The sequence below is a fragment of the Alphaproteobacteria bacterium genome (assembly GCA_015231795.1).
Classification (GTDB): Bacteria; Pseudomonadota; Alphaproteobacteria; order Rhodospirillales; family WMHbin7; genus WMHbin7.
The window spans coordinates 16319-31704 of record JADGAX010000004.1; the positions used below are offsets into that span (position 1 = coordinate 16319).

General features: G+C 61.5%; 20 protein-coding genes. 7 read left to right on the plus strand and 13 right to left on the minus strand.

The window, feature by feature from the left end:
• Window positions 1-20 precede the first annotated feature (20 nt).
• From HQL44_10030 to HQL44_10040, 3 genes are read left to right on the plus strand one after another with little or no spacing between them, the layout of a single operon-like run.
• Window positions 21-248, plus strand: a complete 228-nt coding sequence (locus HQL44_10030; protein MBF0268920.1) for a hypothetical protein — start codon at window positions 21-23, stop codon at window positions 246-248.
• Window positions 245-637, plus strand: coding sequence for a type II toxin-antitoxin system death-on-curing family toxin (locus HQL44_10035; protein ID MBF0268921.1), 393 nt, complete (start codon window positions 245-247; stop codon window positions 635-637). The genes HQL44_10030 and HQL44_10035 overlap by 4 nt, the downstream gene beginning before the upstream one ends.
• Window positions 634-1995, plus strand: coding sequence for an aspartate aminotransferase family protein (locus HQL44_10040; protein ID MBF0268922.1), 1362 nt, complete (start codon window positions 634-636; stop codon window positions 1993-1995). The genes HQL44_10035 and HQL44_10040 overlap by 4 nt, the downstream gene beginning before the upstream one ends.
• On the opposite strand, the gene HQL44_10045 is transcribed toward HQL44_10040, so the two are convergent.
• From HQL44_10045 to HQL44_10070, 6 genes are all read right to left on the minus strand, one after another.
• Window positions 1985-2368 (minus strand): helix-turn-helix transcriptional regulator, encoded by a 384-nt coding sequence (locus tag HQL44_10045; GenBank protein ID MBF0268923.1) that lies wholly within the window; start codon window positions 2366-2368, stop codon window positions 1985-1987. The two genes, HQL44_10040 and HQL44_10045, sit on opposite strands and share 11 nt — an antisense overlap.
• 12 nt (window positions 2369-2380) lie before the next feature.
• On the minus strand, window positions 2381-2641 hold the full coding sequence (locus tag HQL44_10050) for a type II toxin-antitoxin system RelE/ParE family toxin (protein MBF0268924.1): 261 nt from the start codon (window positions 2639-2641) through the stop codon (window positions 2381-2383).
• Between the two features lie 42 nt (window positions 2642-2683).
• Window positions 2684-3133: a CBS domain-containing protein gene (locus tag HQL44_10055; protein MBF0268925.1), complete on the minus strand. Its 450-nt coding sequence runs from the start codon at window positions 3131-3133 to the stop codon at window positions 2684-2686.
• Window positions 3134-3225: 92 nt separating this feature from the next.
• Window positions 3226-4494 (minus strand): HlyC/CorC family transporter, encoded by a 1269-nt coding sequence (locus tag HQL44_10060; GenBank protein ID MBF0268926.1) that lies wholly within the window; start codon window positions 4492-4494, stop codon window positions 3226-3228.
• On the minus strand, window positions 4491-5609 hold the full coding sequence (locus HQL44_10065; protein ID MBF0268927.1) for a 3-dehydroquinate synthase: 1119 nt from the start codon (window positions 5607-5609) through the stop codon (window positions 4491-4493). Before HQL44_10065 ends, HQL44_10060 begins: the two co-directional genes overlap by 4 nt.
• The gene (locus tag HQL44_10070; protein ID MBF0268928.1) at window positions 5606-6181 is read right to left on the minus strand and encodes a shikimate kinase; all 576 of its coding nucleotides are present in this window, start codon (window positions 6179-6181) and stop codon (window positions 5606-5608) included. Before HQL44_10070 ends, HQL44_10065 begins: the two co-directional genes overlap by 4 nt.
• Before the next feature lie 115 nt (window positions 6182-6296).
• Here HQL44_10070 and HQL44_10075 point away from each other — a divergent pair, with 115 nt between their 5' ends.
• From HQL44_10075 to HQL44_10090, 4 genes are read left to right on the plus strand one after another with little or no spacing between them, the layout of a single operon-like run.
• Entirely contained in the window at window positions 6297-6437 is a 141-nt protein-coding gene (locus HQL44_10075; GenBank protein ID MBF0268929.1) for a hypothetical protein, read from the plus strand.
• Window positions 6418-8175, plus strand: a complete 1758-nt coding sequence (locus HQL44_10080) for a hypothetical protein (protein MBF0268930.1) — start codon at window positions 6418-6420, stop codon at window positions 8173-8175. Before HQL44_10075 ends, HQL44_10080 begins: the two co-directional genes overlap by 20 nt.
• Window positions 8176-8205: 30 nt before the next feature.
• Window positions 8206-9081 carry a site-specific tyrosine recombinase XerD gene (locus tag HQL44_10085; GenBank protein MBF0268931.1) on the plus strand — a complete coding sequence of 292 codons (876 nt, stop codon included), beginning with the start codon at window positions 8206-8208 and terminating at the stop codon, window positions 9079-9081.
• A gap of 35 nt (window positions 9082-9116) precedes the next feature.
• Window positions 9117-10061 carry an FAD-dependent thymidylate synthase gene (locus HQL44_10090; protein ID MBF0268932.1) on the plus strand — a complete coding sequence of 315 codons (945 nt, stop codon included), beginning with the start codon at window positions 9117-9119 and terminating at the stop codon, window positions 10059-10061.
• A gap of 28 nt (window positions 10062-10089) precedes the next feature.
• Here HQL44_10090 and HQL44_10095 read toward each other — a convergent pair whose 3' ends face one another.
• Genes HQL44_10095 through rsxA form a run of 7 tightly spaced genes read right to left on the minus strand, consistent with a single transcriptional unit; the run spans window position 10090 to window position 15379 of the window.
• A complete protein-coding gene (locus tag HQL44_10095) occupies window positions 10090-10377 on the minus strand; it encodes an RnfH family protein (protein MBF0268933.1) in 288 nt (95 codons plus the stop codon).
• Window positions 10378-10392: 15 nt separating this feature from the next.
• A complete protein-coding gene (locus tag HQL44_10100; GenBank protein ID MBF0268934.1) occupies window positions 10393-11067 on the minus strand; it encodes an electron transport complex subunit E in 675 nt (224 codons plus the stop codon).
• Window positions 11067-11678, minus strand: coding sequence for an electron transport complex subunit RsxG (gene rsxG, locus HQL44_10105; GenBank protein MBF0268935.1), 612 nt, complete (start codon window positions 11676-11678; stop codon window positions 11067-11069). The genes HQL44_10100 and rsxG overlap by 1 nt, the downstream gene beginning before the upstream one ends.
• Complete coding sequence (locus HQL44_10110) at window positions 11675-12757, minus strand: RnfABCDGE type electron transport complex subunit D (GenBank protein MBF0268936.1); 1083 nt, start codon at window positions 12755-12757, stop codon at window positions 11675-11677. The genes rsxG and HQL44_10110 overlap by 4 nt, the downstream gene beginning before the upstream one ends.
• The gene (gene rsxC, locus HQL44_10115; GenBank protein ID MBF0268937.1) at window positions 12754-14244 is read right to left on the minus strand and encodes an electron transport complex subunit RsxC; all 1491 of its coding nucleotides are present in this window, start codon (window positions 14242-14244) and stop codon (window positions 12754-12756) included. The genes HQL44_10110 and rsxC overlap by 4 nt, the downstream gene beginning before the upstream one ends.
• A 1-nt stretch (window position 14245) precedes the next feature.
• The gene (locus tag HQL44_10120) at window positions 14246-14785 is read right to left on the minus strand and encodes an RnfABCDGE type electron transport complex subunit B (protein MBF0268938.1); all 540 of its coding nucleotides are present in this window, start codon (window positions 14783-14785) and stop codon (window positions 14246-14248) included.
• A gap of 12 nt (window positions 14786-14797) precedes the next feature.
• Entirely contained in the window at window positions 14798-15379 is a 582-nt protein-coding gene (gene rsxA / locus HQL44_10125) for an electron transport complex subunit RsxA (GenBank protein ID MBF0268939.1), read from the minus strand.
• Window positions 15380-15386 lie beyond the last annotated feature (7 nt).

Sequence of the window (15386 nt, forward strand, 5' to 3'; positions counted from 1 at the left end):
TTAGAACATCGGAGGTTGTCATGTCATCCAGCACGACGATTCGCAAAATTGGCAATTCCCTTGGAATTATCCTGGGCAAGGGTCAGCTTGATGAGTTTGGCCTTAAGGAAGGCGACAAACTTTATGTCGTCAGTTCGTCCGAAGGGCTGACTCTGACCCCCTACGACAATGACTTCTCGCGTCAGATGGAAACCGCCAAAAGCGTCATGGGCCGGTATCGCAACACGCTGCGGGAATTATCGAAATGAGCGAGCCATTGTGGCTTTCGCTGGACCTTGTCCTGGCGGTCCACAAAATGGTGCTGGCTGAACACGGCGGCGCTGATGGCGTGCGCGACCAAGGCCTGCTTGAATCCGCCCTGGACAGGCCCAAGAACCGCTTCGCCTATGAAACAGCGGATATCGTTTCATTGGCCGCATCGTATGCTTATGGCCTAGCCAAAAATCATCCCTTCATCGACGGCAACAAGCGCATCGCTTTCATGGCAGCCGCAATCTTTCTGGAAACCAATGGATTTCTTTTGACCGCCTCGGAAGCTGAAGCGACGATTGCCGTTCTGAGCCTAGCCTCGAGCGCTTGGAGCGAGACCGAGTTCGAGGCTTGGTTAAGCAACAACACCAAGGCCCCAGCCCCATGACCTCAAACTCGCTACGCGACGCCGACATCGCCTCGGTCTTGCATCCTTACACCAACCTAGCCGCCCACCCGGCCAAGGGACCGCTGGTGATCGCCAGGGGCGAAGGCATTCGCGTCTTCGACGAAGCGGGCAAGGATTACATCGAGGGCATGTCGGGTCTGTGGTGCACCAGCCTGGGCTTTTCCGAACCCCGTTTGGTGGAAGCCGCCAAGCGTCAGATGGAAGAGCTTCCCTTCTATCATCTGTTCAATCACAAGGGCCACGCTCCCGCCATCAGACTGGCCGAAAAGCTGATCGAGCTGGCGCCGGTGCCGATGTCGAAAGTGTTCTTCGCCAATTCGGGTTCCGAAGCCAACGACACTGCCATCAAGCTGGTCTGGTACGTCAACAACGCGCTGGGACGGCCTGAGAAAAAGAAGATCATTTCGCGCAACAAGGCTTATCACGGCGTGACGTTGGCCACCGCCAGTCTCACGCATCTGCCCAACAATCAGCGCGATTTCGACCTGCCCATCGCCCGCATCCTGAAAGCCGACTGCCCGCATCATTACCGTTTCGCGCAAACGGGCGAGAGCGAGGAGGATTTCTCGACAAGGCTGGCGGCAAATCTTGAGGCTTTGATTCTGGAAGAAGGTCCCGACACGGTGGCCGCCTTCTTCGCCGAGCCGGTGATGGGCGCAGGCGGCGTCATCGTTCCCCCCGCCTCCTATTTTCCCAAGATTCAGGCGGTGCTGAAGAAATACGACGTGCTGCTGATCGCCGACGAAATCATCACCGGCTTCGGACGCACCGGCAACATGTTCGGCTGCCAGACTTTCGGCATCGAACCCGACATGATTTCACTCGCCAAGGCCTTGTCCTCGGCCTACGCCCCCATCTCGGCCCTGATGGTCAACGAGCGCATCTTCAAAATACTGCAAGAACAAAGCGCCAAGATCGGCATCTTCGGCCACGGCTATACCTATTCCGCTCATCCTTTGGGCGCCGCCGTGGCGCTGGAAACGATGGCGATTTACGAAGAACGCGACATCGTGGGCCATGTGCAAAAGATGGCCCCGCATTTCCAGGGCAAGCTGCAAGGCTTCGCTGCGCACCCGCTGGTCGGCGAAGCGCGCGGCGTGGGATTGATCGGCGCCTTGGAACTGGTGGCCGACAAGAAAACGCGGGCCAACTTCGACCCCGCCCAGGCCATCGGGGCCAAGGTCGTCGCCGCCGCCGAGCAGGAGGGCGTAATTCTTCGCGCCATGGCGGGCGACGCTATCGCCTTCTCGCCGCCGCTGATCATCACGCAAAGCGAAATCGACGAAATGTTCCAGCGATTCTCAAAGGCGTTGGAGCGGGTAGTGGCTAGCTTATAACGTTTTCCACCGGCGCGATCATATCCAAATCGACCTTCAGCGCCCTGGCCAAGGCACGCAAAGTTTCCACCGACCCGGTGCGCCGTCCGGTTTCGATCTGCGACAGATACAGCTTGGCGATCCCTGCAGCGCTTGCCAGTTCCGCCTGCGTCATCTTTCGGTATTGGCGCAGCACCTTCAGCGGGCTTGCGCCGTCCAGCAGGGCATTCGCCACATCGGCTGGAAAGCGCTCGCTTGGGCGCTGCTTGGCAGCGTCATACAAGGCCTCGTCACTCATCGAACCCGCGAAAGGCCGCACCCGCTCCCAAACCGCCCAAGGAATGACGGCAAACTCGGGCTTTCCATTTCTTCCTGTAATGATCTGTGGTTTCATAACGCGATATCCCTAATCATAGACGCTGCCCCTGGGAGCAATGGCCAGCACCTCGACAACCAGCACCGAACCATGCAGTTCGAAAATGACGCGCCAATCGCCAACCCGCAGCCTGTAACCGGGCCGCCCCTTCAAGGCTTTGACATTGTTGTTCGGCGCTTTGGGATTATCCGCCAAACGCTCGACCTTGCCGCGAATGGTCCTGGCCGTGTTGGCCGGAATCCGCCGCAAGGTTACGATCGCTTCGCTGGAATATTCGACGCGCCAAGCCATAGCCAAACTATAGCTTAAAGCTATAGCCGGTCAAGCGAGCTTTCAGTGCGCCGAACCGTAGGTTTCGCCCTGGATATAGGTTTCGCATTCCTTGAGTTCGAGTTCGCAGGCCCCCAGCGCCGCCGCATAAAGGTCGCGCACCGACACCATGCCCAGAACCATCCCGTCCTTGACGACGGGCAGATGGCGGTAGCCGCCCTCCTGCATGCGCATGAGCGCCTGATCCGAACTTTCGTCGGGTCCGACCGTATCGACGCGCGAGGTCATGGCAACCGACACCGGCGTGGCGTCGGCATCCAGGCCCAGAGCCACGACGCGGGTCATGATGTCGCGTTCGGTGATGATTCCCCGCAGGCCCGACCCCTGCAGAATGACCAAGCAGCCGATATGCTTGTCGGCCATTTGCTTCGCCGCTTCCCGCACGCTGGCCTGCGCGGAAATCGAATGCACCCGTCCTTCGGTCACGATATCGGGAATGATGCGTTTTGGCATGGTGTTCTCCCCTCTGTTATACAGATTAATATGGATATGGGAGGCCAAGCCTTGCGCTACAACGGCGCAATAACCCTAAAATAAATAGTTGATCAGGCGGACTTAGGGGGTGTAACGCGGATCAGAGCCAACTGATTCCTGTGTCTGCGCAAGATTTCGAAGCGAAAACCGTAAAACAGAAATGTCTGACCGGCCTCGGGAATTCGCCTTGATTCGTGCAAGATCAGCCCTGCCAAGGTGGAAGCCTGATCGGCGGGCAAGCGCCATTCGAACTCGCGGTTCAGATCGCGCAAGGTCACCTGACCGTTGGCGATGATGGCGCCATCGGCCTGCAGGCGAACGCCCGCCACCGCCACGTCATGTTCGTCGGCGATGTCACCCACGATTTCCTCGATGATGTCTTCCAACGTGACCACGCCCATCAGCGCGCCATATTCATCGACCACCAGGGCGAAATGTTCGTGCCGGTCGCGAAAGGACTGCAACTGGTCCAGAAGCGACGTGGTGTCGGGAACGAACCAGGGCGTCGATGCCAGCTTTTCCACATCAAGACCCTGGGCGTCGCCCTTCTGCACATTAAGGGCGCGCAGCAAATCCTTGGCATGCAGGACGCCCACGATATTGTCGGGATTGTCCTTCCACAGCGGAATGCGCGTGTAGGGGCTGGCCAGCACCTGTTCGACGATCACCGGGGCCGACTGCCCGATATCGATCGTGTAGGCGCTTTTCCGGTGGGTCATGATCTCGCCCACCTCCACGTCGGCCAGTTCCAGGATGCTTTTAAGCATCGCCCGTTCGTGTTTGATTTCTTCGGACCCTTCGGTGTGGATGTCGATGGCGCCCTTCAACTCGACCAGCGCACGTTCCATGTCGTGTTCCGGATGGCGCACGCCGGCTAGGCGAAGCAGCCACCAGGCGACATGCTGAACGATTCGCAGCAACGGCAGCAGGACCAGCACCAGCCAGCGCACCACGGGGGCCACGAACAAGGCGGCGCGGTCGGCATGGGTAATGGCGTAGGTCTTGGGCAGTATCTCGCTGAACAGCACCACCACCACGGTCATGGCGGCGGTGGCGTAGGCCACGCCCGCATCGCCGAACATGCCGATCAGCACGCTGGTTGCCAGGGCGGAAGCCATGATGTTGACCAGATTGTTGCCCACCAGCAGTGCGCCGATGAAGGTTTCGCGCTTTTCCAGCAGTTTGTTGACGTGCTTGGCCCTGCGGCTGCCGCCTTGTTCCAGCTGATGCATCAAGGGTCGGCTGGCCGCCGTCAGCGCGGTTTCGGAACCCGAGAAAAAGGCCGACAGGATCAGCAGTCCGAAGATGACGCCCAGATAGATCCAGTCAAGCTCGCTCATGACCCGGCCATTTTCACGAAATCTTGCATCACGGCGCGCACGGCTTCCGCAGGCACGTTGCGTTCCAGGAAGGATCGGCCGATGCCGCGCGCCAGCACGAAAGTGATCTTGCCGTCCTTGACCTTCTTATCCAGCGTCATGTGGGCCAGCAGTTTTTCGGCGTCCCAGGTCAGGCCCGCCAAGGCGGGCAGGCGAACCGGAAGACCGGTCTGCGCCAGATGCGCCGCCACCCTGGAAGCGTCTTCTTGCGGGGAAAGGCCCAAACGCGCCGACAGATCGAAGGCCAGCAACATGCCCAGCGCCACCGCCTCGCCATGCAGCATCCGTCCGTCATAGCCCAGTTCGGCTTCAAAGGCGTGGCCGAATGTGTGGCCAAGATTAAGCAGGGCGCGCAGGCCCGATTCCCGTTCGTCTTGGCCGACGATTCTGGCCTTGGCGGCGCATGAGGTCAGCACCGCCTGCAAGATGGCGTCGGGCTTCAGAGCAAGCACGTCGCGATGACTTTGTTCCAGCCATTCGAAGAAGGTGGGATCGTCGATCAGCCCGTATTTCATCACTTCGGCGTAACCGGCCCGCAATTCGCGCCCCGGCAGGGTGGCAAGGGCCAGGGTATCGGCCAGCACCAGCCTGGGCTGATAAAAGGCGCCCACCAGATTCTTGCCGCGCTTGGTGTTGATGCCGGTCTTGCCGCCCACGGAACTATCGACCTGCGACAAAAGCGTGGTGGGAATTTGAACGAAGGGAACGCCGCGCAACAGAATGGCGGCAGCGAAACCCACCAGATCGCCGATGACGCCGCCGCCAAGGGCCACCAGGGTCGTCGAACGTTCCACCCTGGCGGCCAGCAGAACGTCGATCAGGCTTTCCAGATGCGCGAAATCCTTGGTCGCCTCGCCCGCGGGCAAAACGTGCGACGCATGTTCGATGCCCGATTTTGTCAGCGAGTCTTCCAGCCGCTTCAGATACAAGGGGGCGACATTCGCGTCGGTCACGATGAAAACGCGCTTGCGGTCCAGAACCGGCAACATCCGTTCGCCCGCCTGTTCGATCAATCCCGGCCCGGCCAGGATGTCGTAAGATCGCTCGCCCAGATCGACCTGAAGTTTGCTGGTCATGCCGCCTCTCCCTTGCGGGCCGCGAACGTCTCAAGCGCCCTTAGCACCGTTTCGCATGTCGTCTCGGGCGGATCGAAGCCGCTTTCCACCGTGATGTCCGCCTGGGCGTAAACCGGGTAACGCAGCTCCATCAGCCGGGCCAGCGTCTCCGACGGATCGCCCTCGTTCAGCAACGGGCGGTGCGTGCGCCCCTTGGTCCTGGACACCAGAACCTCAAGCGACGCTTTCAGCCACACGGAAAGGCCGCGCGCCTTGATTTCGGCCTGCGTTCCCTCGTCCATGAAGGCGCCGCCGCCCGCCGCGATCACCTGCACCGGACCAGCCAGCAGGCGCGTCATCACCTTGCGCTCGCCTTCCCGAAAGGCCGGTTCGCCGTATTTCACGAAATAATCGGCCACAGAGCAGCCCGCCGCTTTTTCGATCTCGGCGTCGGCATCGACGAAAGGCAGGCCAAGCCGGTCGGCCAGCAGGCGTCCCACCTTGCTTTTCCCGGCCCCCATCAGCCCCACCAGCACCAAAGAGCGGCTGGGAATCATCCGGGGCGAATCGTCCTTGGTCGTTGAACCGTTCATGAGCCGCCGATACACTGCCACATCATCGCCATGATGATCCGTTATCCGGACCACAGGGCTTGGCCTGGGTTGTACCCCGCGCCGGTCCATCCTGTCCATCGCAGCCCGAGGAAATATGAAGACGCTCTCTCGAATACTGGCCTTCCTATTGCTGGCCGCCATCGGCGGCGGCGTGGTCTTTCTGGCCACCTGGGACATGCCCCCCCCCACCGCCAAGGTCGAAAAGGTGATCCCCAATGAGCGCTTCCAGAAATAAATTCATCCCATTGATGTTGCTGGCGTTTCTGGCAACACCCGCGAGTCGCGCCTGGGGCGAGGCGGCCGAGACGGTCTCCGAGAACAAGGAAACCGACGTCATCATCCCCGAACCGGTCCAGGAAATCGGCGGCGTATCGGGGGCCAGACGCGACATCGGCGGCGTCCAGTCCCAGGAACTACTGCCGGTCAGCCAGGAAACGGTGGGCACGCTCGACGAGGCCCATGGCGGGCTATCGATCGACATGTGGAAGGGAACGCCCCGGGAAGTGGTGGAAACCTTTTTGCCGCAACTGGCCTCTGGCCCCGGAGCGCGAACGCCTTACGATCTGCAGCGCCGCTTCCTGCTGACCTCGGCGGAAGTGCCCCAGGGCTTGCCCGGCCTGGGCGAGAAGGACACCGCTTCCTTGCTGATCCGCCGGGTCGAGCGGCTTTACGCCATGGCGGCCTGGGACGACGCCAGACGCATGCTGGCCCTGCTGCCCGAGAAGCTGCGCGCCGAATCGCTGATCCGTTACGAAGTGGAGGCCCTGTTTCTCGCCCATGACGACCAGCAGGCCTGCGAACGGGCGAAACCCCATCTTGGCGCGGGCGACGACCGTTTCTGGACCAAGGCCGCCGTGGTCTGCGCCTTGATCGAAGAAGACAAGGCGCATGCCGGCATGGCGCTCGACATGATGCGCGAGGAAAAGATCGCCGATCCCTTCTTTACCGCCCAGGCAGAATCGATGCTGGGCGTCAAGATCAAGAAGTTTCCGCCCCTGGAAGACCCAGGCGCGATTCATTTGACGCTGTTGCGCGTAGCCAAAAAGCCCCTGCCCGACGGCATGGCCGACAAGCTGACCGCCCCGTCGCTACTGAGGGGCATCGCGTCCTGGACGGAATTCAACGCGGAAAGCCGGATGGCGGCGGCCCGCAAGGCCGAAGCCGCCGGGGCCGTCTCGACCGACGAACTGCGAAGCTTGTACGACGCCGCCGACTTCTCGGAAAAGGAACTGAGCGGCGACGAGAAAGAAATCATGAAGCAGAAGGGAGAGCGGCGCGCCGCCCTTCTTTACCGCTTGGCCAAGCGTCAAGACAGCGTCGAGGCCAGGGCGGAGCGGATCGCCAAGAATCTGGGCGGCGCCGGTTCCGGCAATGGCCTTCTGGCCGCCATGCGCCTGCATGCGCCGCTGGTCGAGGAGATTCCCCCCGGTTCGACCATGGCTTGGTTCGCGCCCAGCGCGGTGCGCATTCTTCTGGCGGCGGGCAAGGAGGACAAGGCCAAGGAATGGGTCCCCTTCGCCAAGCCGCAGGGCGAGGTTCAGAACAAGGCGGGAGAAGCGCTGTTGCTGCCCATCTTGCGCCTGATGGACGCCGTTCCGGCTTTGGAACAGGCGCATCTGGAAAATTGGCGCGAAGCTGGCAAGGACATGCCGTCAGGCCGGGCCGCCTTGCTGTTCGGCCTGCTTGAAGCGCTGGGCGATCCGGTGCCCGCGCAACTCTGGCTGACTGAATCGTCCGCCAAGGCGGAGGCCGCCAACATTCCCCCCGCCATCTGGCATGGGCTGAAACAGGCCGCCGAGAACAAGTCGTCCGGTCAGGCGGCGCTTTATTCGTTGCTGGCCCTGGACGCCGAAGGCGTGGGCGGCGCCAGCCCAATCGTTTTGCAAGAAGTCGTGCGCACCTTGAAGGCCGGGGGGCTTGAGAAGGATGCCAGGGCTTTGGCGTTGGAAGCGGCCATCGCGGCGGGCATCTGATTGGATCGCTTCTGCGAGTCGTTTCTGGAAATGCTGGCCGCCGAGCGGGGGGCGGCGGCCAACACCCTGGCCGCCTATCGGCGCGATCTTCTGGAAGCCCAGGGATTTCTAAAGGCCAGGGACGTGGCGCTGGCAAGCGCCCAATCGTCCGACCTGCGGGCCTATCTGTCCAGCCTGAAGGATGCCGGATTGTCGGCGCGCACCCAGGCCAGACGCCTGTCCTGTCTGCGCCAATTTTTCCATTTCCTCTTCGCCGAACAAATCCGCCCCGACGACCCGTCGCTGGGGCTGGACAGCCCGAAGGCCGGGCGGCCCTTGCCGAAATATCTGTCCGAACGTCAGGTCAAGGCGTTGCTGGACGCCGCCCAGGCAAAGGCCAAGGACGGCCCGATGGGGGTTCGGCTTTGGTGTCTGGTCGAACTGCTTTACGCCAGCGGCATGCGGGTCTCGGAACTTGTCGGCCTGCCCTGGCATGCCGCGGCCCGCGATCAGGAAAGCCTGCTGATCAGCGGCAAGGGCGGCAAGGAACGTCTGGTTCCCCTGGGAGCGCCCGCCCGCGCCGCCCTGGACGCTTGGCGCAAGGAGCGCGGCGAGCTATTGGGCCGGGGCGACTCGCGTTGGCTGTTCCCCGGAACCGGCGCCAACGCCCTGGATCGCCAAACATTCTTTCATGAATTGAAGGCGCTGGCGCAGACTGCCGGTCTTTCGCCCGCCAAAGTGTCGCCCCACGTCTTGCGCCATTCCTTCGCCAGCCATCTGCTGGCCCACGGGGCCGATCTGCGCGCCGTACAGACGCTTTTGGGCCATGCCGACATCGCCACCACCCAGATTTACACCCATGTTCTCGAGGATCGACTGAAAAATCTGGTGGTCACACACCATCCCTTGTCAAAGAAGCCTGGATAGCTACAATATCTGGTCTTTTTTATAGGGGAATTCTTATGACCGTTACGCCGGAACAGAAGGCGGAAATCGCCAACGCCCGCGCACAGAGCGCCACCACGAGGCGAGTCACCTCGCCGGGCCTGGAAGAGATTCTCTACGAGGCCATCCCCATTCTGGATCACGGTTTCATCCGCGTCGTCGATTACATGGGCGACGACAGCTCGATCGTGCAGGCTGCCCGCGTCTCCTATGGACGCGGCACCAAGAAGGTCAGCGAGGACAAGGGGCTGATCGATTATCTGATCCGCCATCGCCACACCACGCCCTTCGAGATGTGCGAGATCAAGTATCACGTCAAACTGCCCATCTTCGTGGCCCGCCAGTGGATCAGGCACCGTACCGCCAACGTGAACGAATATTCGGCCCGCTATTCGGTCATGGACCGCGAATTCTACATCCCGGCCCCCGAACAATTGGCCGCCCAATCGACGGAGAACCATCAGGGACGCGGCCAGGTGCTGACCGGGGACGAAGCCGCCTATGTGCTGGACATTCTGAAAAAGGATGCCGAGCATAATTTCTCGTCCTATGAGGACATGCTGAATCAAGATTCCAGCGGCAACAAGAAGGACGCGGCGCGCCAGGGGCTGGCCCGCGAACTGGCGCGGATGAATCTGACGCTGAACACCTATACCCAATGGTACTGGAAGATCGACCTGCACAATCTGCTGCACTTTCTAAGCCTGCGCGCCGAAGGCCATGCCCAGTACGAAATCCGCGTCTATGCCGACGCCATGCTGGATACGGTGAAGCGCTGGGTGCCGCTGGCCCATGACGCATTCTTGCGCTACCGTATGGGCGGCACGCATCTGTCTTCGGGGGGATTGGAGGCGGTGAAAGCGCTGATCGCCGGACAGAAGCCCACGCGCGAGCAGTTCAATCTTTCGGCCCGCGAATGGCGCGAACTGATGGCGACGCTGGGGATGGAAAGCGGAGAATAAAAAAGGCCGCCAAACCGGCGGCCTTTCTTCAACCTTCCGAAGCGGCTTCGCCGCCTGCCTTGGCCCTTCTCGGCACCGTTTTAGGATCGGCGGTCATGGGGCGATAGATTTCGACCCTGGCGCCCTCCTCGAGCACGGCTTCCAACGTCGAAGCCTTGCCGTAGATGCCCACCTTCTGCGTCGTCAGGTCGATCTCGGGAAACTGCTTCAAAATGCCCGACTTCTCGATCGCATCCTTGACGCAGGCACCTTCCGGCATGTCCACGGTTAGCCAGACTTGCTTGGCGGGCGTGGCGTAAGCGACACCGACTTTCATCTCTCGTCTCTCCCCTTAACCGACGCTGTGCGCGCCGGCCATTTGAATCTGCTTGCCCATGGCCAAGTCCAACTTGCGTTTGAAGGCAATCAGCAGGCCGGTGGCCAGGAAGCCGCCCGGCGGCAAGATCATCATCAGAACGGCGGCGTCTTCCGGGAAGATGCGGGTTTCCAGGACCTTGAAGGCCGGACCCAGCAGCAGGTTGGCATCGGCGAACAGCGTGCCCGAACCCGAAATCTCGCGCATGGCGCCGATAATGGTCAGAGCCAGCGTGAAACCCGCGCCCATGAACAAACCATCCATAAAGGAGGGGAAGACCGGCTCGCGCGAGGCGAACACTTCCAGACGGCCCAGGGGCAGGCAGTTCGACACGATCAGCGGAATGAACAGACCCAGCACCTTGTACAGTTCATGCATCCAGGCATTGCAGGTCAGATCGACCAGCGTGACCATGGCGGCCACGATCAGGATGTAGACGGGAATGCGGACTTCGTTGGTGATGTAGTTTCGAAACAGGGCGACGAAGAAGTTCGACGCCGCCATCACCAGCATGGTGGCCACCCCCATGCCGAAGCCGTTGGTGGCGCTGGTCGTCATCGCCATGGTCGGGCACATGCCCAGCAACTGGCACAGAACGCCGTTATTTTCCCACAAACCATCCTTGATGATGGTGCCGTATTTCGTGGACATCAGCGAACCTCCAGCAATTGCGGCTTGTTGGCAGAGAAGAATTCCAGCCCCTTGCGGATGCCTGTAACCACCGCGCGCGGCGTGATGGTGGCGCCCGAGAACTGATCGAACTGGCCGCCGTCCTTTTTCACTTTCCACATATTGGGCGGCGGATTGTCGATCGACAGGCCGTTGAACTGCAAAATCCAAGGCCCCTTCTTGGGTTCGATCTTGTCGCCCAGGCCCGGCGTTTCCTTGTGCTGGACGGCGCGCACGCCCAGGATTTTGCCCTGGGGATCGACGCCCATGATGATCTTGATCTGTCCGGCATAGCCCTGGCCGTAGGTTTCATAGGCCACGCCGGTCACTTTGCCTTCTTTGGTGGCGCGGTAGATCTTGCGCTCCTTGCCGTCTTCGACCGGCACCATGAAAGTGTCCAGCGCCGGATTGTTGTCGTAGATCGCGGGCGGCAACACCTGAACCAGCGAATTTTGCAAATCCTCGATGCGCCGTTGCTTGATCGGCTCGTCGGTGAACAGATCGGTGAAGGCCAGCAATGATCCGAAACCCGCGCTGAAGGCCGCCAGAATCATCGCATGAACGTAAGTCGGCTTGTTGCTGTTGTAGCTCATTTGCCGTCTCCCTTCACCGATAACGGCTCGCCCTTGCTGTTGCGCCCGAACGTGCGCGGGCGGACATGGTGGTCGATCACCGGGGTCAGCGCGTTCATCAGCAGCACCGCGAAGGCGACGCCCTCAGGATAGCCCGCGAAGCAACGGATAACCCAAATCAGGAAACCGCAGCCCATGCCATAGACCAATTGCCCCTTTTTCGAGATCGGCGAGGTGACATAATCGGTGGCGATGAAGAAGGCGCCCAGGAAGGTGGCTCCCGCCAACAGATGGAAGGTGCCGCTGGCGAAACGCTCGGGCATGGCCATGTGCGAAATCTGGGCGCAAACGAACAAGGTGCCCATCAGCCCGACCGGCGTGTGCCACGAAATGACGCCGCGCCAGATCAAGAACAGGCCGCCCAGCAGGATCAGGATGGCCGAGGTTTCGCCGAAGCTGCCGATATGCATGCCGGTGAGCATGCTGGTCAGGTCGAAGACCTGGGGCAGTGATTCGCTGACCGGAACGCCCTTGGTCAATTCGGTCTTGATATGGCCCAGCGCCGAGGCGGCGCTGATGCTGTCCATGTTCGACAAGCCGCCGCCGAACACCATGCCCAGGCTGTCGATCAGGCCGGGAGCGCCTTCGGTGAACAAGGGCTTGGGCGGCACGAAGGCGGTCATCTGCACGGGGAAGGAAACCAGCAGGCCGACGCGTCCGACCATCGCCGGATTGAAGACGTTCTGACCCAGGCCTCCATAAATATGCTTGGCCAGCACGATGGCCAGGAAAGCGCCCAGCACGCCGATCCACCAGGGCGTCCAGGGCGGCAGGCTCATGGCCAGAAGCCAGCCGGTCAGCGTCGCCGAACCGTCGAGAAGGGCTGGCTTGACCGGACGGTCCTGCCAAGCCAGACATCCGGCTTCGAAGGCGATGCAAGCGCCCACGGTGATCAGGAACATCAGAAGCGCGGGCCAGCCGAACAGCCAGACATTGAACAAAGTGGCGGGCAAAAGCGCTACCAGCACCGTCGACATGGTCTTGGAAACGCTGGACTGAGCGTGTCCGAAGGGTCCGCTTTTTTCGATCATGACACTCATGCGCCGGGCCTGTTGTCAGCGGTTGAAGTGGATGCGGCTTCGGCTGCCGCTTTCTTGGCGGCGGCAGCGGCGGCGGCGGCGGCTTTCTTGGCGGCGGCGGCCTTTTCCAGACGTTCGTTTCTGGCCTCGGCCAGATGCTTCACGCGGTCAAGCCTGCGCTTCTCGCGGTCTTGCGCGTTCAGCATCCCCTTGGCGTAGTTGAAATAATGCACCAGGGGAATGTGCGACGGGCAGATATAGGAGCAACTGCCGCAGGACACGCAATCCATCACGCCCAGATGCGCCGCCTGATCCAGATGATCCTTGCGGATGACGGCGGCCATTTCGACCGGCACCAGGCCGCAGGGGCAAATGGTGACGCAGGTGCCGCAGCGGATGCAGGGGCTGGCAGGCTGCTCGTTCACTTCCGAAGAGGTCAGCGCCAGAATGCCCGACATGCCCTTGACCAACGGCACATCAAGGCCCGGAAGCGGCTGGCCCATCATCGGCCCGCCATTCACGAAGCGCTTGGCGTCCTTGGCCAGGCCGCCGCAAAAGGCGACCAGTTCGGACAATTTGGTGCCGATCAGCGCCTCGATGTTCTTGGGGTCCTGCACGGCGCCGCCCGAAACGGTGACCACGCGCGACAAAAGCGGCTTGCCCTCGCGCACCGCCTTGTGCACGGCGCGGGCCGTCATCACATTGTGCACCACCACGCCCAGATCGGCGGTCAGCTTGCGGGCGGGCGTTTCCAGGCCGGTGATGGCCTGCGTCAAATGACGCTCGGACCCCATCGGATACTGAACCGGCACGCCGATGACCTCGATGTTCGAGAACGGCTTGGCGGCGTCGCGCATGATGCGCTGGGCCTCGGGCTTGTTGTCTTCGATGGCGATCACGATGCGCCCAGCGCTCAGCGTGTGGGCCATGATGCGCGCACCGTCCAAAACCTCGGCGGCGAATTCGCGCATCACGCGGTCGTCGCAGGTCAGGTAGGGTTCGCATTCGGCGCCGTTGAGCAGCAAGGTGTGAATCTTGAGCTGCGCGCCGAGATTGAGCTTTACCGGGGTGGGGAAGGCAGCGCCACCCAAGCCCACGATGCCCGCCCAAGCCACGCGGGCGCGGATCTCATCGGGCGAAACCGCGAAAGGATCGGCAATGGGGGGGGGAAGGTCGCTTGCCCATTCGTCCTTGCCGTCGGCCTTAAGAACGATGGTCAATTGCGGCAGGCCCGACGGATGGGGCGCCGTGATCTCCGAGACGGACTCGATGGTTCCCGACGTGGGCGCATGGCTGGGGGCGGACACAGCGCCCTGTCCCTTGGCCAGCATCTGACCTTTCTTGACCAGATCGCCAGCCTGCACCACCGCCTCGGCGGGAGCGCCGATATGCTGCTGCAAGGGAATGTACAGCATGGCAGGCAATGGGAAGGAAACGATCGCTTTGTCGGCCGTGCGTTCCTTGCGGTATTCGGGATGAATGCCGCCGCGAATGGGAAACAGTTTCATCTTAGTGCACCGCCTGATCGGATTGGGGCTTGTGCCAGTGCCAGCTGCTCAAGGTGACCGGCACGGTCACCATCTTGATGGCCTCGGTCGGGCAGATGTTGAAGCATTTCTTGCAGCCGTGGCATTCCTGCTTGATCACGGTATGCATTTGCTTGGCGGCGCCCACGATGGCGTCGACCGAACATTCGCCCAGACAGCGCATGCAGCCGATGCACAGGGACTCGTCGACCACGGCGTATTGCAGGCTTTCTTCCTCGTGATCGCTCGTGTCGGCGGTAACGCCCAGCTTCTTGGCCAGGGCCTCGATCACCGGCTTGCCGCCCGGCGCGCAGGCGGTGATGCTGGCTTCGCCCTTGGCCAGGGCGGCGGCGTACTGCCCGCAGCCAACATAGCCGCACTGGCCGCATTGCGCGCCCGGCAACAGGCCCAGCAGTTCGACCTCCAAGGGATTTTCCTCGACCGCCAGAAGCTTGGCGGCAGCGCCCAAAATCCCGCCCAGGGCGGCGCCCATCACGGCAACACTTCCGATAGCCAGCAACATGAGAGCCTTCTCCTAGTTAGAAGCCATGCCGGAAAAGCCCATGAAGGCAAGCGCCAACAGGCTTGCCGTCACGAAACCGACCGGGGGACCCATGAACAGGCGCGGCACGTCGCACAGCGCCAAACGCTCACGCAGGCCCGCCAGCAAAGCCAAAGCCAAGCTGAAACCGACCGACGAAGCAAAGGAGAAGATGGTGCCGATCAGAAAGCCTTGATGGCCCTCGACGATCAGCAACGACACGCCCAGCACCGCGCAGTTGGTGGTGATCAGCGGCAGATAGATGCCCAGCATCTGGAACAAAGGCGGCGAAATCTTGCGCACCGACATTTCGGTGAACTGCACGGCGGCGGCGATGACCAGAATGAAGGTGTAGGTACGCAGATATTCCAATCCATAGGGCAGCAGCAGGTAATTCTCAAGCGCCCAGTTGCCCATCGAGGAAACGGTAATCACGAAGGTGGTGGCCATGCCCATGCCGACCGCGGTGTCGATCTTGGTGGTGACGCCCATGAACGAACACAGGCCCAAAAAACGCATCAACACGACATTGTTGACCAGGGCGGCGCCGACAATCACCATGATGATTTCTTGCATGATCGGC